This is a genomic window from Meiothermus cerbereus, assembly GCF_051297115.1.
In the GTDB taxonomy this organism is placed as follows: Bacteria; Deinococcota; Deinococci; order Deinococcales; family Thermaceae; genus Meiothermus; species Meiothermus cerbereus_A.
In genome coordinates this window covers 61,688-85,985 of sequence record NZ_JBEVAL010000002.1, presented here as the reverse complement: position 1 = coordinate 85,985, position 24,298 = coordinate 61,688, and the positions used below count along the sequence as shown (strand labels likewise).

The 24,298-nt window shown below is 60.9% G+C and carries 23 protein-coding genes and 1 CRISPR repeat array; of the genes, 7 read left to right on the top strand and 16 right to left on the bottom strand.

Annotated features, from left to right (window positions below):
• Positions 1-333: 333 nt before the first annotated feature.
• Together ABWU19_RS01065 and ABWU19_RS01060 are read right to left on the bottom strand one after the other, a co-directional pair.
• Positions 334-762 (bottom strand): RHS repeat domain-containing protein, encoded by a 429-nt coding sequence (locus ABWU19_RS01065; protein ID WP_435899948.1) that lies wholly within the window; start codon positions 760-762, stop codon positions 334-336.
• A 23-nt stretch (positions 763-785) separates the two neighbouring features.
• Complete coding sequence (locus ABWU19_RS01060; RefSeq protein WP_435899947.1) at positions 786-1,613, bottom strand: Fumble domain-containing protein; 828 nt, start codon at positions 1,611-1,613, stop codon at positions 786-788.
• Between the two features lie 127 nt (positions 1,614-1,740).
• On the opposite strand from ABWU19_RS01060, the gene ABWU19_RS01055 reads away from it, so the two are divergent.
• From ABWU19_RS01055 to ABWU19_RS01030, 6 genes are all read left to right on the top strand, one after another.
• A complete protein-coding gene (locus tag ABWU19_RS01055; RefSeq protein WP_435899946.1) occupies positions 1,741-2,520 on the top strand; it encodes a VOC family protein in 780 nt (259 codons plus the stop codon).
• Between the two features lie 189 nt (positions 2,521-2,709).
• Positions 2,710-4,050 (top strand): GH1 family beta-glucosidase, encoded by a 1,341-nt coding sequence (locus ABWU19_RS01050; RefSeq protein WP_435899945.1) that lies wholly within the window; start codon positions 2,710-2,712, stop codon positions 4,048-4,050.
• 26 nt (positions 4,051-4,076) lie between these two features.
• Positions 4,077-5,897, top strand: coding sequence for an oligoendopeptidase F (pepF, locus tag ABWU19_RS01045; protein WP_435899944.1), 1,821 nt, complete (start codon positions 4,077-4,079; stop codon positions 5,895-5,897).
• A 279-nt stretch (positions 5,898-6,176) separates the two neighbouring features.
• Positions 6,177-7,010: a CRISPR direct-repeat array (repeat unit 37 nt; unit sequence GTTGCACTCGGGTGAGAGCTCGAGTGAGGATTGAAAC).
• A gap of 21 nt (positions 7,011-7,031) precedes the next feature.
• Complete coding sequence (gene proB / locus ABWU19_RS01040) at positions 7,032-8,147, top strand: glutamate 5-kinase (RefSeq protein ID WP_435899952.1); 1,116 nt, start codon at positions 7,032-7,034, stop codon at positions 8,145-8,147.
• A gap of 12 nt (positions 8,148-8,159) precedes the next feature.
• Complete coding sequence (locus ABWU19_RS01035; RefSeq protein WP_435899943.1) at positions 8,160-9,413, top strand: glutamate-5-semialdehyde dehydrogenase; 1,254 nt, start codon at positions 8,160-8,162, stop codon at positions 9,411-9,413.
• A gap of 64 nt (positions 9,414-9,477) precedes the next feature.
• Positions 9,478-10,377: a YhjD/YihY/BrkB family envelope integrity protein gene (locus tag ABWU19_RS01030; RefSeq protein WP_435899942.1), complete on the top strand. Its 900-nt coding sequence runs from the start codon at positions 9,478-9,480 to the stop codon at positions 10,375-10,377.
• Between the two features lie 311 nt (positions 10,378-10,688).
• On the opposite strand, the gene ABWU19_RS01025 is transcribed toward ABWU19_RS01030, so the two are convergent.
• Both ABWU19_RS01025 and ABWU19_RS01020 read right to left on the bottom strand, forming a co-directional pair.
• Entirely contained in the window at positions 10,689-11,828 is a 1,140-nt protein-coding gene (locus ABWU19_RS01025) for a phenylacetate--CoA ligase family protein (RefSeq protein WP_435899941.1), read from the bottom strand.
• A 102-nt stretch (positions 11,829-11,930) separates the two neighbouring features.
• Positions 11,931-12,233, bottom strand: a complete 303-nt coding sequence (locus tag ABWU19_RS01020; RefSeq protein ID WP_435899940.1) for a zf-TFIIB domain-containing protein — start codon at positions 12,231-12,233, stop codon at positions 11,931-11,933.
• A gap of 147 nt (positions 12,234-12,380) precedes the next feature.
• On the opposite strand from ABWU19_RS01020, the gene ABWU19_RS01015 reads away from it, so the two are divergent.
• Entirely contained in the window at positions 12,381-12,752 is a 372-nt protein-coding gene (locus tag ABWU19_RS01015) for a hypothetical protein (RefSeq protein WP_435899939.1), read from the top strand.
• 69 nt (positions 12,753-12,821) lie between these two features.
• Here ABWU19_RS01015 and ABWU19_RS01010 read toward each other — a convergent pair whose 3' ends face one another.
• From ABWU19_RS01010 to ABWU19_RS00955, 12 genes are all read right to left on the bottom strand, one after another.
• Positions 12,822-13,535 (bottom strand): PucR family transcriptional regulator, encoded by a 714-nt coding sequence (locus ABWU19_RS01010; protein WP_435899938.1) that lies wholly within the window; start codon positions 13,533-13,535, stop codon positions 12,822-12,824.
• 23 nt (positions 13,536-13,558) lie between these two features.
• Positions 13,559-14,797 (bottom strand): Zn-dependent hydrolase, encoded by a 1,239-nt coding sequence (locus ABWU19_RS01005; protein WP_435899937.1) that lies wholly within the window; start codon positions 14,795-14,797, stop codon positions 13,559-13,561.
• A gap of 102 nt (positions 14,798-14,899) precedes the next feature.
• Positions 14,900-15,985: an ABC transporter substrate-binding protein gene (locus ABWU19_RS01000; RefSeq protein WP_435899936.1), complete on the bottom strand. Its 1,086-nt coding sequence runs from the start codon at positions 15,983-15,985 to the stop codon at positions 14,900-14,902.
• A 250-nt stretch (positions 15,986-16,235) separates the two neighbouring features.
• Positions 16,236-17,201 (bottom strand): ABC transporter permease, encoded by a 966-nt coding sequence (locus tag ABWU19_RS00995; protein ID WP_435899935.1) that lies wholly within the window; start codon positions 17,199-17,201, stop codon positions 16,236-16,238.
• A complete protein-coding gene (locus tag ABWU19_RS00990) occupies positions 17,198-18,121 on the bottom strand; it encodes an ABC transporter permease (RefSeq protein WP_435899934.1) in 924 nt (307 codons plus the stop codon). Before ABWU19_RS00990 ends, ABWU19_RS00995 begins: the two co-directional genes overlap by 4 nt.
• Positions 18,118-18,942 (bottom strand): ABC transporter ATP-binding protein, encoded by an 825-nt coding sequence (locus tag ABWU19_RS00985; RefSeq protein ID WP_435899933.1) that lies wholly within the window; start codon positions 18,940-18,942, stop codon positions 18,118-18,120. Before ABWU19_RS00985 ends, ABWU19_RS00990 begins: the two co-directional genes overlap by 4 nt.
• An 8-nt stretch (positions 18,943-18,950) precedes the next feature.
• A complete protein-coding gene (locus ABWU19_RS00980) occupies positions 18,951-19,595 on the bottom strand; it encodes a LysE family translocator (RefSeq protein ID WP_435899932.1) in 645 nt (214 codons plus the stop codon).
• Positions 19,596-19,805: 210 nt separating this feature from the next.
• Positions 19,806-21,185 (bottom strand): dihydropyrimidinase, encoded by a 1,380-nt coding sequence (gene hydA, locus ABWU19_RS00975; protein ID WP_435899931.1) that lies wholly within the window; start codon positions 21,183-21,185, stop codon positions 19,806-19,808.
• Between the two features lie 21 nt (positions 21,186-21,206).
• Positions 21,207-21,734, bottom strand: a complete 528-nt coding sequence (locus ABWU19_RS00970; RefSeq protein ID WP_435899930.1) for a CC0125/CC1285 family lipoprotein — start codon at positions 21,732-21,734, stop codon at positions 21,207-21,209.
• Positions 21,735-21,801: 67 nt separating this feature from the next.
• Positions 21,802-22,380: a Uma2 family endonuclease gene (locus tag ABWU19_RS00965; protein ID WP_435899929.1), complete on the bottom strand. Its 579-nt coding sequence runs from the start codon at positions 22,378-22,380 to the stop codon at positions 21,802-21,804.
• A gap of 56 nt (positions 22,381-22,436) precedes the next feature.
• Positions 22,437-23,822 (bottom strand): NAD-dependent dihydropyrimidine dehydrogenase subunit PreA, encoded by a 1,386-nt coding sequence (gene preA, locus ABWU19_RS00960; protein ID WP_435899928.1) that lies wholly within the window; start codon positions 23,820-23,822, stop codon positions 22,437-22,439.
• Positions 23,823-23,910: 88 nt separating this feature from the next.
• Entirely contained in the window at positions 23,911-24,294 is a 384-nt protein-coding gene (locus ABWU19_RS00955) for a four helix bundle protein (protein WP_435899927.1), read from the bottom strand.
• Positions 24,295-24,298: the final 4 nt, after the last annotated feature.

The window sequence follows — 24,298 nt, the reverse complement described above, 5'->3', positions numbered from 1 at the left end:
CAGCATTGGTTTCCACCCCAAAATCCTAAAGTCAAGGTTGAGGGGTGCGGAATGTGGGCTCATAGCACACAAACCGACCGATAATGGCTATCGGTCGGTTCTTTTCATACTGATTTTTCTTGTAGTTGACCCTAGAAGCAAGGGAAGGAACCCTCGGACGCGCCTTTTTATACCGAATTCGAATAGATAGCAAGTTTTTTTGTTGCCCAAAGGCCCCTGGGAGAGGGGCGGGGTGAGGGAATGAACGAAGCAAAACGTTGCCAATAAAGATTATCTATCGGAAGTTGGCAGAGTGGGGATTGTACGGGCCGACCAGGACAACCTCGGCCTACTTCAGTGGGGCAACAAGGGGCGCAGGTAGGCCCGGATCTGGTTGTAGTCGAAGGTGTAGACCGAGCCGTTGGGGGTGGTGATTTCCAGCAGATCGCCGCCGTCCTCTACCACCCGGCGCAAGAGCAGAAGACCCAGGGGGTTGTAAAGCTCTACCTGGGCTGCGCGGTAGGCCCCCTCGAGCCGGGGGTGGCGTTGGGTCAGGCCGTAGGGGGAGACCAGTGTTTCGGGCACCTCCACGGCCTCGTGCGACCAGGCCGACTCGTTGGGGTCAAGCAGCTCGTCTTCTTCCAGGTGGGCCAGGCCCCCGGCCAGCTCGAGCGCCGAAAGCCACAGCACTTCCTCCCCGACCCCATCCGACAAAACCAGCTTGAGGTTGTCGTAATTGTTGTCGTCTTCCAGGTGGGCCCAAAAGCCCTCGGGAGGTTTCATGATTTCAGTTTACGACAGACTATTTATGTCAAACGTCCCTCAGCGCAAAGCGCCGCCCCATAGGCCGTAGCCCAGCCAGACATAGGGGCAATAAGGGGCCTGGGCTCGATCTGGTAAAAATACCAGACCCGCTCGAAGGCCTGGCGAATGGGCTTTAGGTCGGGCAGGTGCCCCACAATCACAATCTGGGATAACCCTGCAGCCCGCACCGCGTTGATGGCAATCATGGCGATTACCTGTCCCACCAGCGTAACCAGGCCCGCTGCCAGATCCTCCCGGCTGGGGCTGGTCGCTTCTACCAACCGGCCCAGGTTGACGGCGGTGGCGTCGGGCGGAAGGTGCCCTATCCCCCCTCCGATCACATCCACCAGCGTGGAGTCCACACCGCTGGGGTTGCCTTGGGCAGCCAGGCGGGCCACCTCGAGGGGATCGGCCGTACCCAGCAACAGCCTGGATAAGCCAAGCAGGGTTCCGCCCCCCACCGCCGAACCCGTAAAGTGCTGGGCTTCGGTTTCTCGGGCCGCAATCATGGCCGTGCCGGTTCCTGCCGAGACCACCAACGCCTCCCGCAGCCCGGTGAGGGCCAGCGCACCGCGTCCCACCGCCTGGGCCTCGCCGATTTTCTGGACGGGTATCCCCTCGAAGGCTTCGGGCAGCAAGCGGGACAAGCCGCCCGTACTGGCAATAGCCCCCAGTTCGGCCAGCCTCACACCCAGGCTTTGCACCACGGCAGCCAGGGCTTCCGCACGGGCGGGCCCGGTCTTGAGCATCTGCTTGGCCACAATGCTGCCGTCTTCAACCAGCACCACATCGGTATTGGAAAGCCCAAAGTCTATGCCGAGCTTCAACATTAAGCCCAGGATAACCTGCCCGAGCCAGGTTTGTAGGGGGGCATAGAGCCGCATTAGACCCCAGCCGCCATCTCTCATGGATCGCCATACACTTTACGTATTATAGCGCTTTGGATATCATAAAGTCATGTCGCAGAACCCAAGCCCTACCCTGGCACTCACCGGACTGACCCTGCGGGTACAGAACCTCGAGCGCCAACTGGCCTTTTACCGCGATTTGCTGGGCCTCGAGGTAATCCGCAGCCAGCAGCAAGAGACCGACCTGGCCCTTCCAGGCCGTCACTTCACCCTCACCTTGCAGCACCAACCCACCGCCCCCCTGCGCCCCCAACCCACCCTGGGGCTGTACCACTTTGCCCTGTTGTTACCCAGTCGGGCCGCCCTAGCAAAAGTCTTCTGGCGGCTGGTAGAGGCCCGCTATCCCCACTTTCAGGGGGCCTCCGACCACGGGGTCTCAGAGGCCCTTTACCTGGCCGACCCCGAGGGAAACGGGCTCGAGTTCTACCGCGACCGGCCCAGAGCAGACTGGCCCTTTAGGGGCGAGCGGCTGGCCATGGTTACCAAGCCGCTCGACCTGGAGGCCCTTTTGGCTGAAGCCGAGGGCAGCGAAGGCCTCGACCCCCAGACCACCCTGGGGCATCTGCACCTTCACGTGCGCGACCTGGACGAAGCCCAGGCCTTCTTCGAGGGTCTTGGCATGGAGCTTATGCAGGGGGATTATCCAGGAGCCCGCTTCCTGGCCGCCGATGGCTACCACCACCACATCGGCATAAACCTGTGGGCTCGAGGTCGTACAGCACCCCCCCATGCCACCGGCTTGCTGGGCTACCAGCTGGCCCTAAGGGGCCGCCCCGCCCAGCGCTTGAGCGACCCCAACGGCGCCAGTGTGGAAGTTGTGCCCTTGTAGCCGCACAAACCCATGCCCTGCCCAGGCCATCCCACTGACAGCAACCCCCGACGCAGGCATCCCAAATAAGGGTTTTACCGGGTAGGTTCACCTGAACCGACCAAAAGAGATGTACTGGGCAGAGATGCGCCCATTGAAGCGTTTATTGAACATCGCTGCGAAACCGGCATGATCGGGTAGATTGAAAGCGTGACAGCCTTTAGCAAAAACGACTTTGGCCCCGGCTTTTCCTGGGGGGTGGCTACCTCGGCCTATCAGATTGAGGGCGCGGTGAACGAGGACGGGCGCAGCCCTTCCATCTGGGACACCTTCTCGCATACCCCCGGCAAGATCAAAACCGGCGAGAACGGCGATGTGGCCTGTGACTTCTACCACCGCTACCACGACGACATCGCCTTTATCCGCCAGATGAACATGAAAGTCAACCGCTTTTCGCTGGCCTGGCCGCGCATTCTGCCGGGTGGAACAGGGCCGGTTAATCCCAAAGGGCTGGACTTTTACCACCGGGTGATTGACCGGACGCTGGAACTGGGTCTAGAGCCCTGGATTACCCTTTACCACTGGGACTTGCCGCAGGTTCTGGAAGACCAAGGCGGCTGGACCAACCGGGATGTGGTGGGCTGGTTCAGCGAGTATGTGGGGGTGTGCGCCCGTGCCTTTGGCGACAAGGTCAAGCACTGGATGGTGCTCAACGAGCCGACCATCTTTACCGCACTGGGTTATATGCAAGGCCTCCATGCCCCGGGCCGCAAGGGCTTTGCCAACTTCCTGCCCGCCGTCCACCACGCCGCTATGGCCCAGGCCGAAGGGGGGCGCATTTTGCGGGCCAGTGTAAAGGATGCCCAGATTGGCACCACCTTCTCGGCCTCCTACATACAGCCCGCCGGCCCCACCTGGCTCAGCCGCGCTGCAGCAGCCAGCTACGATGCGGTGGTGAACCGGCTCTTCATCGAACCTGCCCTGGGGCTGGGCTACCCCTGGAAAGCAGCGCCCTTCCTGCTGGCCTTAAAGCGCTACATCCGCCCCGGCGATATGGAAAAGCTGGCCTTCGATTTCGACTTCATCGGGCTGCAAACCTACTTTCGCCAGATGGTGCGCTTCGATCCCCTGGCCCTGGGCACGTTTGCCCGCGAGATCCCCCATGCCGAGCGGGGGGGCGAGCTGACCGAGATGGGCTGGGAGGTCTGGCCAGAAAACATCTACCTGCTGCTCAAGCAGTTTGGTGCCTACAAAGGGGTAAAGCGCATCATCATCACCGAGAACGGGGCCGCCTTCCCCGACACCCCCCAGGGCGAGCGGGTCAGCGACCCCCAACGCTTGAAGTACATTCAAGACCACCTGGCCCAGGTGCTGAGGGCCCGGCAAGAGGGCGTGAGGGTAGAGGGGTACTTTTACTGGAGCCTGCTGGACAACTTCGAGTGGGCCGAGGGGTACCGGCCCCGCTTTGGGCTGGTGTACGTGGACTACCCCACCCAGAAGCGCATCTTGAAGGACTCCGGGCGCTGGTTTGGCGAGTTCCTGGCCAACTGACCAGCGGGTCAGTTAGAATGGCTGGGATGAGTACCCTACCCAAACGCACCGAATTGCCCAAGGAACAAACCTGGAACCTCGAGGCCCTGTTTGCCTCGGAAGCCCTGTGGCGGGCGGCCCTGGAAGAGGCTGCCCAAAGGGTGGAAGAGGTCAGGCCATTTGCCGGACGGCTGGGCGAGTCGCCCCAGGTGCTCTTGCAGGCCCTACAAACCTACGAAACCCGGATGCTCGAGGCCATGAAGGTGCTTCAGTACGCCTCGCTACAGCTCGCCACCGAGGGCACCAACCCCAACTTTACCCGCATGGTGGGGGAGGCCCGGGCGGTGGTTACCCAGCTGGCTGCGGCGGGGGCCTACCTCGAGCCCGAGCTACTCAGCCTACCGAAAGAGACCCTCGAGCGCTTCCTAGAGGCCCTGCCCGAGCTGGCAGTGTATCGGCACTACTTCGAAGCCCTGCAAATCCGCAAACCCCACATACAGAGCGGTGAGGTAGAGACGGTACTGGCCGCGGCTTCTGACCCCCTGGGGGCGCATGCGGCCACCGCCAACGCGGCCACCAACGCCGACATGCAGTTCAGGCCGGTTGAGCACCAGGGCCAGACCCTACCCGTCTCGCACAGCACCATCGGCGAGCTCTTGGTACACCCCAGCCCTGAGGTGCGCAAAGCCGCCTGGGAGTCGTATGCCGACGGGCACCTGGCTTTCAAGAACACCCTGACCCACACCCTGCAGGGCAGCATCAAGAGCTTTGCTTTTCAGGCTCGCACCAGGGGCTACAAAAACAGCCTGGAAATGGCCCTGGCAGGAAGTCGCACCTGCGGCGATAACATTCCCCAGGCCGTCTACGACAACCTGATTGCCACCTTCCAGGCCCACCTGCCCACCTGGCACCGCTTCTGGCGCATACGCAAAAAGGCCCTGGGTGGCAGGCTTCATAGCCACGACGTGCCCATCTACGATGCCCCCGCGCCCCTGGTGCAAAGCCCACCCATCACCTTCTGGGAGGCCGCCGAGACCATCTGCCGGGGGATGGCCCCCCTGGGGCGGGAGTATGTGGAACCCATGCGGCGGGGCCTGTTCGAGGAGCGCTGGGTAGACTGGGGCCAGAACCAGGGCAAGCGGGCCGGGGCCTTCTCCTCGGGCCTCAAGGGCACCTTCCCCTATATTTTTATGAGCTGGTCGAACGACATCTTCTCGCTGAGCACCCTGGCCCACGAGCTGGGCCACTCCATGCACAGCTACTTCACCCGCCAGACCCAGCCCATCATCTACGCCCGCTACAGCCTGTTTATCGCCGAGGTGGCCTCGAACTTCAACCAGGCCCTGGTACGGGCCATGCTGCTGCGCGAGGCCCAGACCCCGGAGTACAAGCTGGCGGTGCTAGAGGAAGCCTTCAGCAACTTCCACCGCTACCTGTTTGTGATGCCCACCCTGGCCCGCTTTGAGCTCGAGCTCTACCAGCGCATCGAAAAAGGCGGCGCCCTGACCGCCCCCTACCTGATCGAGCGGCTGGCCGAGCTCTTCGCCGAGGGCTACGGCGGCGAGGTGGAGTTGGACAAAGAACGGCTGGGGGCAGGCTGGATGAACTTCTCGCACCTGTACAGCCCTTTTTACGTATACCAGTACGCCACCGGCATCGCCGCCGCCAACGCATTGGCCAGGGATGTGCTCGAGCAGGGCGAGCCCGCCGCCAAGCGCTACCTGGACTTCCTCAAGGCCGGCGACTCGGTCTACCCACTGGACGCGCTAAAACTGGCCGGGATTGATATGAACAGCCCCGAACCAGTGGAGCGGGGCTTTGCGGTGCTTGCAAGCATGGTGGACGAGCTCGAGCGGCTGGTAGGGTAAAACCTTCACCTCCACCAACTCAGCCCCAACACCTCCAACAGTTCGGCAAAAGCACGCACAGTTTGGGCAGGGTGGTGTACTCTATGCCCTAAGAATCTGCGCGAACCCCAAGCAAGTGCCAAAACCCAGGGGGGTTCGCGCAAGCCGAGAAATCGGCTAGGGGACATTGAAAACCCACATTTGCCCCACCCTGCGCCACCCTGCGTCGGAAGCACTTTTGGGGGGGTTCGCGCAAACTCCCCCTTGAACCCCGTCCAGCACGCACGCTAGAATGAGGCCGTTGCACTCGGGTGAGAGCTCGAGTGAGGATTGAAACGAGGGAGGCCTCCAGCCCCTCCACCGTGCCCTGCGTTGCACTCGGGTGAGAGCTCGAGTGAGGATTGAAACCTGACCATGTACCCGCTGCTAACCTTCCTGAACGTTGCACTCGGGTGAGAGCTCGAGTGAGGATTGAAACGGGGCCTGGGTGCACTACAAGGCCGCAAGCCCCAGCCTGTTGCACTCGGGTGAGAGCTCGAGTGAGGATTGAAACTGGACGATGCCGCAGCTACCGCGTTCAACGGCTGTTGCACTCGGGTGAGAGCTCGAGTGAGGATTGAAACTTGAGGTTGAGCGCCTGGGGGAAGTTGGGGGCCACCGGTTGCACTCGGGTGAGAGCTCGAGTGAGGATTGAAACCCCACCCTACCCACTCGGGCCAGGGGATACGATTTGTTGCACTCGGGTGAGAGCTCGAGTGAGGATTGAAACTTGACAATACAAGCAAATTTTTCACAACTTCTAAACGTTGCACTCGGGTGAGAGCTCGAGTGAGGATTGAAACAACACTACCGGCTTTACCTGGAGCGGCCCAATAGCCCGTTGCACTCGGGTGAGAGCTCGAGTGAGGATTGAAACCGCGAGCAGGGCGAGGAACTCTGCCGCCTGGTGGCCGTTGCACTCGGGTGAGAGCTCGAGTGAGGATTGAAACTGTGAACCCCTTCACTTCCCTTCGCCCAGCCAGCGCGTTGCACTCGGGTGAGAGCTCGAGTGAGGATTGAAACCATGGGCCAGAAGTAGCGGGCGCTTCTGGGGATATGTTGCACTCGGGTGAGAGCTCGAGTGAGGATTAAAAAACCATGACAGAGCGAAAACCAATGAACGCCCAAAACTACCACCGTTTGGTGGTAAAAGTGGGCAGTGCTGTACTGAGCGATGCAAAAGGACGTCAACAACAGCTCGAGATAGCCGCACAAATAGCTGCTCTTCGGGCAGAAGGCCGCGAAGTGGTGCTGGTTTCTTCTGGTGCAGTAGCTACAGGCCTGAGCAAGCTGGGTTTCAAGGAGCGTCCCAAAACCATGCCCGGCAAACAGGCCCTTGCCGCGGTAGGCCAACCCACGCTGATGCATCTGTGGGAGCAGGCTTTTAGCTGGTACGGGCTGAAGGTAGCTCAGGTCTTGCTCACTGCCGAAGACCTGGCCCACCGCCACCGCTACCTGAACGCCCGGCAGACCCTGGAGACGCTTTTGGAGTGGGGTATTGTCCCCATCATCAACGAAAACGACACGGTGATGGTGGAGGAAATCAAGTTTGGCGACAACGACCAGCTCTCGGCCCTGATTGCCTCGCTGGTGGGGGCCGACCTGCTCATCTTGCTCTCCGACATCGAGGCCCTCTTTGAGGCCGACCCCCGCACCCACCCTAAAGCCAGGCCCATTCCCTATGTGGAACGGGTGGACGCTGCGGTGCTGCGTATGGCGGGCGAGAGCCCCAATCGGGTGGGCACCGGCGGGATGAAAAGCAAGCTGCTGGCGGCAGAAAAAGCCCAGGCTGCCGGAATTCCCACCTTGCTGCTACCTGGCAATAGGCCCCAGAGCATTAGCCAGGCCCTGCGCGGCGAGCCGGTCGGCACGCTTTTTGCCGGGGGCAGCCGCCGCTACAGCGGTCGAAAGCTCTGGCTGTACCAGCTTCCCAAACCCCAGGGGGAGGTGGTGGTGGATGCCGGGGCAGCCCAGGCTTTGCGCCAGGGCGGGGCCTCCCTTTTGCCGGCGGGTATCCTCGAGGTGCGCGGGCAGTTCGGCGTGGGCGAGGCGGTGCGCTGTCTGGACGAAGAGGGCCAGCTCATAGGGGTGGGCCTGGTCAACTACAGTTCCCCCGAGCTATCCCGCATCAAGGGCCAGAAAACCAAAAATATCGAGACGATTCTGGGTTACAAAAACACCGACGAGGTCATCCACCGCGACCACTTCGCTCTGGACTCGGAGCTCGAGTGATATTTTGGTGTCATGACCGCCACCCCCGAACTCAAGACCTACGCCCTGGCCGCCAGGGCCGCCTCGAGGGCCTTATCGTCGGCCTCGCCCAAAGCCAAGAACACCGCGCTGCTGGCAATGGCGGCGAAGCTCGAGACAGAGCAAGAAGCACTTTATGCCGCCAACCGCCAGGATCTGGAAGCCGCCCAGGCCGCGGGCCTCTCGGCGGCCAAGCTCGACCGCCTGCGCCTGAACGAAAAAGTGCTGCACGACCTTTTGGCGGGGTTGCGGCAGGTGGCCGAGATGCCCGACCCCATAGGCGAGATTGAAGGCTTGCAGATTCGCCCCAACGGCTTGCAGGTGGGGCGAATGCGCGTTCCGCTGGGGGTGATCGGCTTTATTTACGAGTCGCGCCCCAACGCCACCGTGGAGGCCAGCGCCCTTAGCCTCAAGGCCGGAAACGCCATTCTGCTGCGGGGGGGCAAGGAGGCCTGGCACTCCAACAACGCCCTGGTGGGGCTGTTGCAGGAAGCCCTGCTCGAGGCCGGCCTGCCCAAAGAGGCCATCCAGCTGGTGCCCACCACCGACCGCAGCGCCATCCTGGAGATGTGCCACCTGGGGGGCCTCCTGGACCTGATCATTCCCAGGGGCGGCAAGGAGCTGATCGAGCTGGTGCAGCGCGAAGCCCGCATGCCGGTGCTGGCCCACGCCGAGGGGGTCAATCACCTCTTCGTGGACCAAAGCGCCGACCTGGAGATGGCGGTGCAAATTGCCCTGAACGGCAAAATCCAGCGCCCCAGCACCTGCAACAGCCTGGAGAAGGTGCTGGTACACCAGGCCATCGCCCCGGTGTTTTTGCCCCGGCTGGCCCAGGCCATGCAACAAGCTGGGGTGGAGTTGCGCGGCGACGAGCGCACCTGTGCCCTTATTTCTGCCAAGCCGGCCACCGCCCAGGACTGGCAGACCGAGTACCTCGACCTGATTCTGACCGTGAAGGTGGTGGACTCGCTCGAGGAAGCCCTGGAGCACATCGCCCGCTATGGCTCGCGGCACACCGAGGCCATCTGCACCCAGCACCACGCCCACGCCATGCGCTTTTTGCGCGAGGTGGACGCCTCGCTGGTGCTGGTGAACGCCTCGCCCCGCTTCAACGACGGCTTCCAGCTGGGGCTGGGGGCCGAGATTGGCATCTCTACCAGCAAGCTGCACGCCTATGGCCCCATGGGGGTGAAGGAGCTCACCACCACCAAGTTCGTGGCCCTGGGCCAGGGGCAGGTGCGCGAGTAAAGATTGCAGCGCCAGGGTCTAAATTTTTCGCATTACCCTGCCATCCGGCTCTACCCCCACGCCCATGCAGCCCATCATCGCGCAGGTCTACCAGCTATATACGCGCGCCCACATCCCCTTTTTCTCGGCGGCCCTGGCCTACTATGCCCTCTTTAGCCTGATGCCCCTGCTGATTCTGCTGGCCGGCGTCTTTGGGCTGGTGCTCTCGGGCAACCAAGACCTGCGCCACGCGGTGCTGCTGCGGCTCATCGAGCTGGTGGTGCTACTCTTCCCCACCCAGCCCGACCTGGCCCAGACGGTGGTGAACTTTCTGACTCGAGGGGCCTTCCCCCTCACGCTGGCCAGCCTGCTGGTGTTGCTGTGGGCCAGTAGCAATTTCTTTGCCGCGCTGGCCTATGCCCTGAGCCTCATCTTTGGCAGGGCTTCGCCACCGCCCCAGCCAGCAACCGACTGGCCCCAGGCCACCCCTTTAGCCGAACCAGGCCTGCGGCGGCGGTTTCAGCGGGGCCTGGCCCTGCTGGCGGTCATGCGCGGGCGCATTGCGGGCCTGCTGGCCCCCTTGCTGCTGGGGCTGGCCCTGATTCTACTGGCCCTATTCGGGCTGGCCCTGGGCTTTCTGCTGCGCTACCTGCCGGCTGAGCTGAGCTTTTTGCGAAACGGGGTGGAAGTTGTTGTGCCCGTGCTGGGGGCAATGCTGCTTTTTTTCCTGACCTATATGCTGCTTCCCGTGCCCACCCCGCGGGTTCTGGCCGCGCTTGCCGCCGCTACCCTGGCCGCTTTGGCCTGGGAGGGCGTCCGGCTGGGCCTGCCCCTGCTCTTGCCCCGTACCCAGTACGAGCTGGTCTATGGCCCCATCGCCGGCTTTCTGCTGGCCCTGGCCGGGTTTTACCTGACCATGTGGATTTTGCTGGTGGGGGCAGTATTAGCAAAAATTTTGACCGACCGCTCGAGCGACACCATATAAGTTGCGCCAGGGCAGATTGGCAAAACCAGCGGAATGAGTCAATGCATACCTGGCGCGATTCCTAAAGCGAACTTTCGGTACGGCATCTCGCATTTCGCTTATGGAGACACTTAAACGCTCAGAGCCGTCCAGCAAGCCGAAAAGGCCCAAATGGCCTGGTACCATGAAGTTCACGCCTGCCGGTCGGTTTGAATGGACACACTCTGGTGCTACCGCACTCTTCACAGGCGTTGCCTCCCGTCCGGGAGGCAACTGTGCTGTGCAGGACTCAGCAATCGAGTTGTAAGCGGCTCAATAATTGCAAAAGCGCTCTAGTACCGCTTATCCACCAGGGGCGGCCCTTCCAGGGTGGGGTCGGCCTGGATATCGTCGAGGCGGATGCCGGTGGCCTGTTGCAGGGCCGGGCCAAGCTGGGGCGGGACGGCCTCGGCCTTGATGCGCAAGGTTAGCTTGTCGGTTCCACCCTCCTTGGTTTCGACCACCAGCTGGGCACCGCCCCTGGGGTCTATACCAAAGGCCATGAGCATGGGCGCGAGTTCGGTGGGGTAGAGTTTGACCCCCTTGACCTTGACCATCAAATCGGTGCGCCCGATCACCCCTCTGGGCAGGCACAGCCTGTCCTCTTTGCGGGATACCACCGCCAGGTCGCCAGTGCGGAAGCGAACCATGGGCATCAGGGTACGCGACAAAGAGGTCACCACCATCTCCCCTTTTTCACCTTCCGGGGTAGGCTGAAGCGTCTCGGGGTCAAGCACCTCGATGATGGCCATCTCGGGAATTTCCCACATCCCATTCTTTTCCAGGCCCTCCCCTGCCACCACACCCAGCTCGGAAGTGCCGTAGGCGTCTACAGCAATGCCCCCTATGGCCTGCTCGAGCCTCTCGCGGTAACCCGGCACCGAAGTAAAGGGCTCGCCACCCGCCATCAGTAGCTCGAAGCGGCCTCCCGCCTGGGCAATCTTCATCGCAAAGCTGGGGTTACAGACCAGGATCTCGAATCCATACTGCTGCTGTAGCTGAACGATGCGCTCGGCCTCGCCCGGGCCATGCGGCAGCACCATGGCGCCGGCCCGCTGCAGGGCCTCGTGGAACAACCAACCACCCGCAAAAATGTGGTAGCCAAAAGCCACCAGGGCTTTCTTCCCGGCCACCCCCAGGCGGCGCATCTGGGCCGCCAGGGCCTCCGCCTGGTACTGCACGTCGTCCGCCGAGAGGTACTCGGGCATCCAGCCAATGGCCGGGCTGGGGGTCAGGTGCATCAGGGCAGCACCCTGGGGCGGCCTGGGGTTCGCCTGGATGTAGGCCAGCCACTCCTGCCGGGTGGTAAGGGGTAAGCTGGCAAGCTGCTCTAGGGTTACGCCAGAAGCGTCCACCGCGCTGAGTTTTTGCGCGTAGACAGGGTGTTTTTGCGCGGCGGCAATCACGGTGCGAAGGCGTTGGACTCGATCCATACTGCTCCTTTCTTCTTTTCTTACGCGGCGATTATACGGCCTACTGCCACGCTTTTGCTTCTGTTGAAGCGGGCTCGGCCCAGAGCGCAAGGTCTTGGGAGTTCAATCGAACAAGTCGAAGAGTTTAGACAGCTTGCTTTTTTTCTTTCCGCGACGCTTGTAGGCCTCGTCTTCATCGGTGTCGTAGGGGCTACGCGGTTGGGGTGGTGGCGCGTACTGTCGGCGGTAGCTATCAAGCTCGGCCTCGTATTCCTGCTCGTACTGCCGTACCTGGCCCAAAAGCTTTTCCAGCTCTCCGCCGTCGAGCCAGACCCCCCGGCACCTGGGGCAAACATCTATGTGCACACCGTTGCGCTGTATCTCGTTCATACCTGTTTCGCAGTTGGGGCAGATTAAAAGCGGCATATGTTTCTCCATATATCAGCATGCAACAAAAGCGGGTTCGAAAACAGTCGGCCATCACGACAGTTACAACAGCGCGGTCTTCAATGGTGTCGTGGGTGGTTCGATTATCACTGGGTTCGCTCGGGAAGGGCCCTATACTCCAGGGCAATGAGCACTTTAATTGCGCCGCTGCTGATCACTTTTGCCTTGAGTGGAGTGGCTTTCTTCGCCCACCGCGCCATGAAGCAGATGCACCGCCGCTTGCTCGAGTCCGAGCTTGGGGGGCGCAGCTACAACGAGCTGAGCGAGCACGAGCAACAGTTCATCAACGAGGTGGTCAACCACAAATTTCAGCAGTCCCTTGGAGGCAGGCTCGCCACATTCGTGCTGCTTTATGCTTACCCTACGCTCTACATTGGCGAAAGGATGTTCGGGCGCACCCACTGGAGTGCCGTTGAGGTTTTTGGCATTTCCTCCCTGTTCTATTTTGTGGCTCTGGCGCTGGTCGATATGGTATCCAGGGCCATGACCATGGGCTGAATGCCAGGCCAGCCCCAGCGGAATGCCCAAAGAAGCCTCCAAGGCGGCTTTGTTTCGGTGGCAAGAAATTTAGCCCTGCCGCTTAAGAAGCTCCAGCGCAAGCCAGAGCCCAAACCGCTTTTCCGGGCTTTCAAGCTCGCCCAGCATGCCCCGGAGCTGCTCGAGGCGGTAGTAAATGCTTTGCCTGCGCACACCCAACTTGCGGGCTGCTTTGGCAATGTTGAACTGCGCCAGAAGCAGGGCCTCGAGGGTAGCCAGTAAGGTGCTTTTGGGGCGGCTGGGCAGGCGCAACAGCGTCCCGAGCTGGCGTTCTAAAAAACGCTGGCCAAGCCCGGCCTCGATAAGGGCATCCAGGAGCGATTCCAGCAGGGGCTCATCCTCCCTGACAGCGGGGCGCAGGATTCGCTCGTGGGCAGCCCGGGTCAGCTCGGCAAAGCGCACCTCGCTGCGAAAAACCAGAATGGGAAACTGCAGCATCCGGGCGGTCTGGAGCATCTCGGGGGGTACTTCTTTTAGCCACTGCACCAGCTCGAGCCCCAGCCCACCCACCCCGGCCTCGGCCAGCGAACGCACGTAGGCCACGCGGGCCTCGGGTGTGGTGCGGGCCAGCTCGAGGCCCGTGGAAAGCAAAAGCTCGCCCCCCGAGAGCAACCTGGCAGCGTCCAGCACCTCCGCCACGTGTACCCAGGTAATCTGCCCATCGAGCCTGGCCTGACCCGAAAGCAGTTCGGCCCCTTTGAAAGCGGGGAGCCCCAGGATTTGACGAAGGGTAGGAAGGCTCATCGGCTCAAACCTGGCCCGGGCCGCTACCGACTCAGAATCCAACGCATGGTTTTATCGGCCAGCCGATCCAGGGCCTGCACCGACAGCTCGAGGTGCTCTTCTTTGGTGTCTTCGATTTTGTTGTGGCTAATGCCGTGCAGGCTTTGCACAAACAGCATGACCGTAGGAATACCAGCCCTGGCCACCTCGGCGGCGTCGTGCAGCGGCCCTGAGGGCAGGCGGTGCGAGACCCCGGCCACCTCGCGGATGGCCTGATCGCAAAACTCGATCAGCTCGGGGTGGAACAAAATGGGCTCGATGCGCCAGATGGTCTGCCAGTCCGGCGCGGGCAGCCCACCTTCGCGGGCGAAACGCTGGCTGGCCTTTTCTGCTTCAAACTTAAGCCGGGCCAAAGCCTCGGCATCGAGGTGGCGCTGGTCGAGGGTGATGGTGCACTCGGCCACCACACTGGTTACGATACCCGGCCTGGTTACGCAACTCCCGATGGTCGAGACCCCGCCATTGCGGTCGGTGATGTTGTAGATTTCGGGGGCCATCCTGGCCGCGGCCAGAAAGGCATCCTTGCGTTTGTGCATGGGGGTCGAACCAGAGTGGGCAGCCTGACCACGGAAGGTGATGGCGTGGCGCTCCACCCCAAACGTACCCAGCACCACCCCCAAAGGCAGGCCCATGTCCAGGAGCACCGGGCCCTGCTCGATGTGGAGCTCGAGGTAGGCCGCAGCATTTTTCTGTTCGAGCTGGGCCTCGAGCATCCGAGAGATTTCCACCCCACAGCGCCGCAGGGCATCTTCCAGGCGAGTCCCGTCCTTATCGGTACGGTCTTTTTCCAGCCCGGGCTCCAGGGTTCCCGAGAAGGCCGAGGAGCCCAGCAGGCTGCGGCCAAAACGGGCCCCCTCCTCGTCGGCCCAGTCTACCAACCGCACCGTTACCGGGGGCTTTCCCTGGTATTCCTGGGCAATCCGGCGCAGAACCTCGAGGCCCGCCAGCACATTCAGACAGCCGTCCAGCCAGCCTCCGCCCGGCACCGAGTCCAGGTGGCCCCCAATCAAGAGGGCCTTCTCGCTTTGGCCTTGTAGCGTAACCCAGTTGTTGCCCGCGGCGTCGTAGTGCTGTTCCACAGGCAGGTCTGCCAGCTTGCTGTTAAACCATTCGCGCGCTTTGAGCCAGGTATCGCTCCAGGCCACCCGCCAGGCTCCGTTTTCATCGGCGGTTAGTTCGCGCAGTTCCTTGAGCTCGGCCACGGTTCGTTTGGGGTTAAGCATGGTTCCCTCCAAAAAGCAGTCTGTTTCGACCACCTGGTGTGAAATAGGGGGCGACACATTGGCCGCCCCCTAGCGCAGATTGCCTTCACGCTTTAGTGCAGGTTATTTCCAGTCTCGAGCGCGCTTGCCGGTAGCGGCTTCCCAGGGGCCATAGTCCACCGTGGCCGCCGGGGGGTCTTTGGTCAGAATACCCTGCTCGCGCAAGAGCCGCACCGAAGCCTGATAATCGGCGGGCACCAGGAAGCCAGCCCAGCCTTTGGTGGTGGCCCCAGCGTTGTAGAGCTTGGCGATTTCGGTCATCTGCCAGGTCTGGTGGCCTTTAGCATCCGCACGGGTGCCGGAGCCCTTGCAGGTGTTGCCACATACCGGCAGCACGTACTTCTCTACTGTCTCGGCCTGGTTGGCTACCGCCCAGTTCCAGCCCTGAATGGAGGCCCGAATCAGGCGGGCTGCTACCTGGCGACCGGTGAGGCCCGAGCCTTTAAAGTTGCGGTCGTTCAGCACCCGCTCGGTGGTAAAAATCAGGTCTTCCAGCAGGTTGATGCCCAGGTCGGCCAGCTTGAAGACATCTACCTTGGTCTCGTCGTAGCCCAGCCCGGCGATCTGGTTGACTTCGTTGTAGATCATGGCCGAGACCAGCTGCACTTTGTCGGGGAAAACCAGGGCGGGGTCGAAGGGGTAGCTCACCGCAGTTACATCGGGGTTGGTAACCCGCGGGTCCAGCGAGCTGGTCAGGCCGCATTTGCGGAACAGGGCCACTGCGGGGTACTCGTTACCGGAGGGCCAGACCCCTACGCTCTTTCCTTTGAGGTCTTTGCAAAGGTCCTTGATGCCGGTGGACTTCAGCGCAACCAGGGTAAAGCCTGAACGCTGGAAAATCTGGGCCAGGTGCACCACCGGAATACCGCGCTCACGGGCAGTTAGCAGGTCGGCAATCCAGGTGGTGCCGAAGTCGGCTGCACCAGACTGCACCACCTGAATGGGCGATTGGTCACCCGCAGGCAGCAGGTTAACGTCGAGGCCCTGAGCCCGGAAAAAGCCCCGCTCTTTAGCCACAAAGAAACCAGCAAACTGCGCCTGAGGAAACCACTTCAGCTGCAGGTTCACCTTGACCAGGTTTTGCTGTGCGCTTGCAAGCGACGCCAGCACGAAGACTGCCAGTACCCAAAAGACCGACCACTTCTTCATCCTTGCCCTCCTTTTTGTGCCAGAACGACTTTAGATGGTAGCCTACTTCAACCTATAACCCTCTTGTCAAGCAATTTCTTTCCTCACCTCCCAACCAGCTAATAACGCATGTTTCGTGGCCGCGTTGCTTTTTCCCATCGGCCACTAGCTGCCTGCAAGTTATGCGCCACCCAAGCCTCCTTTGCCGCTCGAGATGCCGGTTTCGCCGCGAAGCGGGGTGACCGAAGGTGCGAGCCTGGCGTAAGGGTCGTCAGCGGTACGATACGTGCCACCCCGTCAACCTCCGCTCGAGCCAGGCCACCAGGCTGTACCAGGCGATGCCGATAATCGAGGCCACAATAATGGCCGACCACACGATGTCGAAACCGAAACGCCCCGCTTCGATCTGGATTCGAAAACCCAGGCCCTGCCCATTGGCCCCAAAGAACTCGCCCACAATGGCCCCAATCATGGCCAGGGTTGTACCCAGCTTGAGGGCGTTGAATATAAAAGGCAGTGCGTTGGGCAGTCGAAGCCAGCGGTACTGCTGTGCTTCGCCAGCAGCATACGAGCGCATCAGGTCGAGCGAAAGCGGATTGACCTCGGTCAGACCCCGAAAGGCATTCACCACCATGGGGAAAAACACCGTAATGGCTACGATGACGGCCTTGGAGGGCCAGTCGATTCCAATCATCTTGACCAGCACCGGGGCCAGGGCCACAATCGGGATGCTGCTAAAGACCGTGGCATAGGGCAAAAGGCCGCGCTCGAGGAATACGTAGCGGCTCACCAGCAAAGCCGTGAGCAGGCCCAGGCTGCAACCGATCAGGTAGCCCACCATGGCCTCCAGCACCACGGTCTGGTAAGCGTCTCGCAAAAGCACGTCCCGCACATCCAACAGGGTCATGAGCACCCGGCTGGGGGTAGGAATCAAGCCCGTAGGAACCTGATAGGCCCGCAACAGGGCCTCGGCAGCCACCACCACCGCGAGGAGCGTGAGGGCGGCTGGCGTAAAGCCAATAATAGGGTTGGTGATGTTCACAAACTGCTGGGCCACCCTGGCAATGCCCCACACCACCAGCAAGAAGCCCAACCCAATCAGGAGCTTCTGGGCACTGGAAGCCGGTTCGGACATGTCCCACCAGGCCGCGATGAACCAGAGCAATAGCCCAAACCCAAGCCCCAGCAATAGCCACCCCGACCCGTATCTGGCAATAGGCCCGTATAACAGGCTCACGAACGCACCTCCTCCCGCGCAGCCAGGCGGGCCTCTTTTGTGGGCACAGCCACCACCTGGCTCGAGCGTCGCCAGGGCGTGAGCAGGCGCTCGAGCCAGTTCACCAAAGCCACCAGCAAAATGCCCAGCACCGCCGAAGAGAGCATAATCACCCACATCGCCACCACGTCCGAGGCCCTCGAGTTCTCCGCCAGCATCTTGCCAATGCCCTGAAAGCTGATGGTGGAGATTTCGGCCACAATGGCCCCGATCAAAGCCGCCGTCATGGCTACTTTGAAGGCGGTAAACAAATAGGGCACCGAGGCCGGAAAGCGCAGCTTGAGGTAGGTCTGCCAGTTGTTAGCGTTATAGGTTTTCATCAGGTCGAGGGCCAGGGGGTCGGGGCTTTTGAGCCCTTTGGCTACCCCGATGGTGATGGGGAAAAAAGCAATGTAGGCTGCAATGATGGCCTTGGGTAGCCAGCCCTGCACCCCGTACTGCCCCAGCAAGACCACCAGCATGGGCGCAATGGCGATGATGGGCACGGTTTGCGAGGCCACAATCCAGGGCAGCAAAGCCCGCTCGAAGGCCCTCGAGACCACCATCCCGATGGCAAAAAAGAAGCCCACCAGCGTCGCCAGCAGCAAACCCACCACCGTCTCGAAGGCGGTCACGGCGGCGTTGATGGGTATGGCGTTGGGCGAGTTGAGGGGAAACATCAGGTTGGCAAAACCGTTCCAAAGCTGCTGGGGAGAAGGCAGCACCGGGCTTCTGAGCTGGGTCGCACACTCGAAAGCGGTCTTGCAGGGCAGGGCTGCCCCGGTGTCCAGCGCCCGCTGGGCCGCTGGGATGTTGGCAAGGTACATGATGGGCCAGTACAGCGCCACCACCACCAGCGCCACCACCAGCATCGGCACCAGGTTGGGCGAGAGGCGCGTCACTCGGTCACCTCGTAGCCGTGGCCTTTACGCAGGGCTTCGCGCACCTCGGTGGCCAGCTCGAAAAAGCGGGTGGTCTCGCGGGTCTCGAAGGTGCGGGGCTGGGGCAGGTCTACCGGTATGACGGTCTCGATTTTTCCGGGGCGGGGGGTCATGACCACAATCCGGGTGGACAGAAACACCGCCTCGGGGATGGAGTGGGTCACAAAGATGACGGTTTTGCCCGTCTCGCGCCACAGCCGCAGAAGTTCTAAGTTCAGGTTCTCGCGGGTAATCTCGTCCAGGGCCCCAAAAGGCTCATCCATGAACAAAAGCTGGGGGTCGAAGGCCAGGGCCCGCGCGATGGAGACCCGCTGTTGCATCCCGCCCGAAAGCTGCCAGGGGTAGTGCCGGGCGAACTTCTCCAGCCCCACCAGCGAGAGCATCTGTTCGGCCCTGGCCTTGCGCTCAGGCGGCGGAAAGTTCATCACCTCCAGGGGCAGCATCACGTTGGCCAGCACCGTGCGCCACTCCATCAGGGTGGGGGCTTGAAAAACATAGCCGTAGGCCCGGCTTTTCCGCGCTTCCTCGGGAGTTTTGCCCCCGATGCGGATGGTGCCCGCAGAAGGCTTTATCAGGTCGGCCAGCAAGCGCAACAAGGTGGTCTTGCCGCAACCCGACGGCCCAATCAGGCTGATGAACTCGCCCGGGGAAATCTCGAGGTTGGCGTCTTTGAGCGCCACCGTTCCGTTCTGAAAGACCATCGAGACCCCCTGCACCGATACAATTGCGCCAGGGTTGGAACCTTTAGCAGATAGCTCTGAAGCGGTATTGGCTCGCATCATGTTCGTTCCTATTTGTGCCGGTTGCCCGTCAGGGCTGCGGTCAGGCCCAGCCCGATGTAGATACCCCCGGTGACGAGCCGCTGTCCCTGGGCAAAGCGCGGCTCACGGGCTTTGTGACGCAGCCAGCCCCCCAGTGAGCTGGACAAAAAGGCATAGGCCCCATCGCTAAGGGTTGCCAGGCCAATAAAAACCGTCCCCAACAATAAAAACTGCGACCAGGCCGCTCCCCGGGCCGGGTCTACAAACTGGGGCAGGAAGGCAAAAAAGAACAGCGCAGTCTTGGGGTTGAGGGCATTGACCACGAACCCTTGCAGAAAAATTTGCCGCAAGGGCTGGCGGGCCAAAGCCCCGAGCTCGAGGGGCTCTTTAGAAAACCAGGTGCGCAAGCCCAGGTAAACCAGATAAGCGGCCCCCGCATACTTAACCAGGTTGAATGCCAGGGCGCTGGAAAGCAGAATGGCCGAAAGGCCCAAGGTAGCCATCAGCACGTGTACCATACCCCCACACTGGATGCCCAGAACGCTGGCCACACCCGCCGCACGCCCCTGAGAGGCGCTGCGCGTAACGATGTAGAGCACGGCAGGCCCCGGAATCAGGAGCAAAGCCAGGCTGGCCAGGGCAAAAACAAGCAGTTGGTCTGGGGGTATCAGCATCTCGATCTACCTCTTAGTGGGATTTTACCAAGGCTTGCATAAATATTCATTCATGGGCTACCTCTTTCTAAAGCCCCTTTGGGCCAGTATTAAGAGGAGTCCGCCAACTACCGCAAAAAGCGCCCATGCCGAACTGCCCCCAAGCGCCAGGATTGCGGCTATCCACAGGCAGATCCCACCCAGCAAATTCAAGACCCATCTCGGCTTCATCTAAAAGTACATGGGCTCGCGCCGCAGGAGCTTACCCCGCCCTTTCTCGCCGACAAACTGCCCATCCCGCACCGCCACCTTGCCGCGCACCGTTACCACGCTGGGCCTGCCGTCAATCTCGAAGCCTTCAAAGCCGTTGTAGTCGTTGTTAACGTGCTGGGTCCTGACCGAGATGGTGCCGCGGTAGTGGGGGTCGTAGACCACCAGGTCGGCATCGCTACCTACCGCGATGGTGCCTTTGCGCGGGAACAGCCCAAACAACTTGGCGGCCCTGGTGCTGGCAGCATCCACGAAGCGGTGTATGTCCAGATGGCCCCGGCTCACACCATAGGTGTAGAGCAGGTTCACCCGGTCTTCGATGGCCGGGATGCCGTTGGGAATGGCAGTAAAGGCATCTTTGCCCAGTAGCTTCTGCTCGGTATCGAAGGGGCAGTGGTCGGTGCCCACGGTGTCAATGAAGCCCTGGGCCAGCGCGTCCCACAGGGCTTTTTGGTTGTGCTTATCGCGCAGCGGGGGCGACATGATGTACTTCATGGCCTCTACCCCGCCCCGCTCGGCATAGGTTTTGTCGAGCAGGAAGTGGGGAATCACCGACTCGATAAAAATGGGCACCCCCCTGGCCTTGGCCGCCATGGCCGCATCCAGGGCAGGCTTGCAAGAGAGGTGCACCACATAGCCGGTAGCCCCGGTGTTCTCGAGGAAAGTAGCAAAGCGCGCCGTGCCTTCGGCCTCCACCGACTCAGGCCGGCTGGGCTCGTGCCACTCGGGGCCGGTCTTGCCCTCGGACAGTAGCTTTTGCTGCAGCTGCCCCACCAGCTCGGCGTTCTCGCAGTGGGCCGTCACGATCACCCCCAGCTCCTTGGCCAGGCGCAGGGTCTGGTACATCTCCCCGTCGTCTACGCCGAAGAAGTTTTTGTAGGAGAGGAAGATTTTGAAGGAGCTGATGCCGTCGGCCACGATCTCCCGTAGCTGCCCCTCGGTTTTTTCGTCGAACTTGGAGACCGCCATGTGGAAGGTGTAGTCGCAGTAGCTGTTGCCCTCGGCCTTGCTCTTCCAGAGCTGGTAGCCCTCGAGGGTATCGTCGTTGCGGCTGGGACAGCACATCTCGATATAGGTGGTGGTGCCCCCCATCAAGGCCGCCTTGGAGCCGGTCTCGTGGGTGTCCTTGGCAAAGGTAGCCATGAAGGGCAGGTAGATGTGCACGTGGGGGTCAATGAACCCCGGAAAAACGTACTTGCCCGAAGCGTCAATCACCTCAGTGCCGGGCGGGGCCTCGAGGTTCTGCCCGATGCGGCTAATGGTTTCGCCCTCGGCGTAGATATCGGCTTTGTACCGGCTGTCTGCGGTAATGATTTCACCGTTCTTGATGAGCAGTCCCATAGTCTGAAATCCCCCTTGTTTTTAGAAGCCGTATTTGCTTCTTATGGAACTAACAATGAATCTGGCATCGTACACAACGGCGTATCCCGATGGTCTTTCAACAAAACAAATCACAGTATTGGTCGTGCTCGGTCTCGTGATTGTGTAAAGCAAAGTGTTAGTTGCACCAATCGTGACGTTTCTTTGATTTGCAGACTCTGCAACGATAAAATAGCGGTAGCCAGAACTCAGACAAACCTCAGCACTACGCAACATGGCAAAGTCGGTAGCTTGTTCTGGACTTGTAAATCCGTTACCCTTGAATGAAACCCTCCATATATTTTCTCCCAGCCTTGTCTCCGAAAATCCTCCTGTAGGGCCTTCAGGTTGGTACATAGTAGCGCAGGAGGCGAGAACTGCGATCAAAAAAGCATAGCCCAGATGCTGCACTCGTTTCATCACCAGATTGCCCCAATAAACACTGTGCCCGTTATGCAACTGCGAAAAGAAATTGGCTTGGTACCGATTGTCCTTAGTAACGATTTCACCGTTCTTGATGAGCATTCCCATACGCACCTCCATAGATGTAATCGTCCTCGGGAACCAGGTCTTTAGCCATAGCGAGCTCGATAAAGCCTCAGGGCAGGCTCTGCTCAAAAACCCCGCGATAGATTTGGGGCAGCGTGATCTGCCCATCCAAACAAGGCAGCGGGATGTTGCCGTCCCCGGTGAGGTCCTGGTGGTTCCAGTGCCCCGCCTCGTCGCGGTACCAGTGCCGCACAAACAGGGTGTCCTGATCGACAACCAGATAGGTGCGAAGGCTGGGGAGGCGGGTGTACTCCAGATACTTTTCGCGCAAGTCCACGCTTGCGGTAGATGGCGACAGCACCTCGACCAGAATGCAGGGTTCGGTTTCGTAGTATTCGTCAGGGGGTCTCTTACCGCAAACCACCATAATATCCGGGTAGTAAAAGGCCACTTCGGTATCCTCTCTGCCCACGCGAAGCTTTACCGCCTCTTGGTGCACGCGACAGGGCAGGTTCTGGGCGAGCTGCCAGAAGTGGGCATGAATGTTTCCAGCAATACGGCTGTGCCGCAGGCTCGAGCCAGCCATGGCATAGACCTGACCCCCTACATACTCACGGCGCACCTCAGACCGAAGCTCGCTCTCGAGGTACTCTTCAGCGCTCATCAGCTTGGCAACCGGCTTGACCATAGACCTAGTGTAACCTCTCCAGGACAGGATTTACCTTGACCTTTTGCCGTTAGCGTTTAGTGAATTTCAATCCCCATCTCTTCCCGATACCGCTGCATGGCCTCCCAGTCGGTGCCCACCTCGGGCCGGGCCTGGGTGAGTTGATCCCAGGTGATGGAGGGGCGCCCAGAGGGCAGCTCGACCATCTCGATGCAGCCATCCACCGGGCAGACGTTGTGGCAAAGGCGGCAGCCCACGCAGTCGTCCTCGCGCACCACCGGCTGGGGGCGGGTGCTCACCGCCTGGTGTTTTCCGTTGGAGTGGACATCGTAGCGGTAAGGCGGCACCACCTGGCCGCTTGGGTCTACCAGGTCGATGCACTGGTGGGCCGTGTCGTTGCAGGCCACGTAGCAAAGGTTGCAGCGGATGCACTTGTCGGGGTCGATGCGGGCCACCGCCCGGAAGGAGAGGTCGAAGTCCTTGAAGTCGGAGATACGGTGAAGGCTTTTGCCCACCACCTCGGAGATGGTCTTGAAGCCTTTGGCATCCATCCAGGCATTGAGCCCGTCGGTCAGGTCTTCGATGATGCGAAAACCATAGTGCATCACGGCAGTACATACCTGAAGGCTGGTCGCACCCAGCAACAAAAACTCTGCCGCATCTCGCCAGGTTGAGATACCGCCCATGCCGCTGATGGGTACCCCCGACTTTCGCACCACCTCGTCCACGCCCAGCGAAGACAGCATGTTCAGCGCGATAGGCTTAACGGCGGGCCCCGCGTAGCCACCATGACCACCCTTGCCCCCGATGTTTGGGGTGATCTCGAGGGTATCCAGGTCTACCCCGATGATGGAATTAATGGTGTTGATGAGCGAAAGCGCGTTGGCCCCCGCAGCCAGGGCAGCCCGTGCCGGTGGCACCACCGAGGCCACGTTGGGGGTGAGCTTCACGATTACCGGAATCTTGGCGACATCCATCACCCAGCCGGTAATCTGCTGGCAGTAGCTCGGCACCTGACCCACCGCGCTGCCCATCCCCCGCTCGCTCATGCCGTGGGGGCAGCCGTAGTTGAGTTCGATACCGTCGGCGCCGGTGTCTTCGATCTTGAGGATGATGTCCCGCCAGGCCTCGGGGGTCGACTCCACCATGGCCGAAACAATCACCGCCCGGTCGGGCCAGTGGCGCTTCACGTCCCGTATCTCCCGCAGGTTGACCTCCAGTGGCCGGTCGGAAATTAGCTCCACGTTGTTGATGGCCAGCATTTTCTGGCCCCCATAGTGCCAGGCCCCATAGCGGTTGGACACGTTGAGCACGGGGGCCCCGATGGTCTTCCAGACCGCCCCGCCCCAGCCGTGCTCGAAGGCCCGGTGCACCTGGGCCCCGGAGTTGGTGGGGGGCGCCGAGGCCAGCCAAAAGGGGTTGGGCGACTTGATGCCAGCAAAGTTGATACTGAGGTCTGCCATGATTGACTCCTAAAAAGCGAGGAAAGAGAAAAGTAGAAAGAAGAAAGAGAAAAGTTGATAGAGGAAAGTAAAGTCAAAAGAAGGTTTGCTACTTTGTCTGCTTCCTCTGGGTTTGGATAGAGGTCTTGAGGCCGCTGATGATTTTGGATAGCTGACGGCATTGCTGAGATAGCTTTTCGAAGTCGGGCTCGGAGATGTATGCAACGTCGCAGGCAACATAGAGCTGGGAGCGGACTTCGCCACAGGAGGCCTTTGCGATGGCCAGGAACTGGTGGAACTCGTTGCGGTTGCCGCGCTCGTAGCCTTCGGCGATGTTGGACATAATGGAGACAGAGGCGCGTTGAATCTGATCCCTCAGGCCGTAGTCCTTAGCAAAATCGCCTTTGCGCGAAACTCTGTAAATCTCCTTGACCAAGGCTCTAGCCTGCTGCCAAGCAATCAAGCTTTCAAATCCTTCCACTTTCCGTTCCATACTT

Coding starts and splice junctions, on each gene's coding strand:
- ABWU19_RS01005 (WP_435899937.1), bottom strand. CDS start 14,797: ATGCTTAACCCCAAACGAACCGTGGCCGAGCTCAAGGAACTGCGCGAA.
- ABWU19_RS01000 (WP_435899936.1), bottom strand. CDS start 15,985: ATGAAGAAGTGGTCGGTCTTTTGGGTACTGGCAGTCTTCGTGCTGGCG.
- ABWU19_RS01060 (WP_435899947.1), bottom strand. CDS start 1,613: ATGTTGAAGCTCGGCATAGACTTTGGGCTTTCCAATACCGATGTGGTG.
- ABWU19_RS00955 (WP_435899927.1), bottom strand. CDS start 24,294: ATGGAACGGAAAGTGGAAGGATTTGAAAGCTTGATTGCTTGGCAGCAG.
- ABWU19_RS00965 (WP_435899929.1), bottom strand. CDS start 22,380: ATGGTCAAGCCGGTTGCCAAGCTGATGAGCGCTGAAGAGTACCTCGAG.
- ABWU19_RS01015 (WP_435899939.1), top strand. CDS start 12,381: ATGAGCACTTTAATTGCGCCGCTGCTGATCACTTTTGCCTTGAGTGGA.
- ABWU19_RS00985 (WP_435899933.1), bottom strand. CDS start 18,942: ATGATGCGAGCCAATACCGCTTCAGAGCTATCTGCTAAAGGTTCCAAC.
- pepF (WP_435899944.1), top strand. CDS start 4,077: ATGAGTACCCTACCCAAACGCACCGAATTGCCCAAGGAACAAACCTGG.
- ABWU19_RS01020 (WP_435899940.1), bottom strand. CDS start 12,233: ATGCCGCTTTTAATCTGCCCCAACTGCGAAACAGGTATGAACGAGATA.
- ABWU19_RS01055 (WP_435899946.1), top strand. CDS start 1,741: ATGTCGCAGAACCCAAGCCCTACCCTGGCACTCACCGGACTGACCCTG.
- ABWU19_RS01010 (WP_435899938.1), bottom strand. CDS start 13,535: ATGAGCCTTCCTACCCTTCGTCAAATCCTGGGGCTCCCCGCTTTCAAA.
- ABWU19_RS00970 (WP_435899930.1), bottom strand. CDS start 21,734: ATGGGAATGCTCATCAAGAACGGTGAAATCGTTACTAAGGACAATCGG.
- ABWU19_RS01025 (WP_435899941.1), bottom strand. CDS start 11,828: ATGGATCGAGTCCAACGCCTTCGCACCGTGATTGCCGCCGCGCAAAAA.
- proB (WP_435899952.1), top strand. CDS start 7,032: ATGAACGCCCAAAACTACCACCGTTTGGTGGTAAAAGTGGGCAGTGCT.
- preA (WP_435899928.1), bottom strand. CDS start 23,822: ATGGCAGACCTCAGTATCAACTTTGCTGGCATCAAGTCGCCCAACCCC.
- ABWU19_RS01035 (WP_435899943.1), top strand. CDS start 8,160: ATGACCGCCACCCCCGAACTCAAGACCTACGCCCTGGCCGCCAGGGCC.
- ABWU19_RS00980 (WP_435899932.1), bottom strand. CDS start 19,595: ATGCTGATACCCCCAGACCAACTGCTTGTTTTTGCCCTGGCCAGCCTG.
- ABWU19_RS01030 (WP_435899942.1), top strand. CDS start 9,478: ATGCAGCCCATCATCGCGCAGGTCTACCAGCTATATACGCGCGCCCAC.
- ABWU19_RS01065 (WP_435899948.1), bottom strand. CDS start 762: ATGAAACCTCCCGAGGGCTTTTGGGCCCACCTGGAAGACGACAACAAT.
- hydA (WP_435899931.1), bottom strand. CDS start 21,185: ATGGGACTGCTCATCAAGAACGGTGAAATCATTACCGCAGACAGCCGG.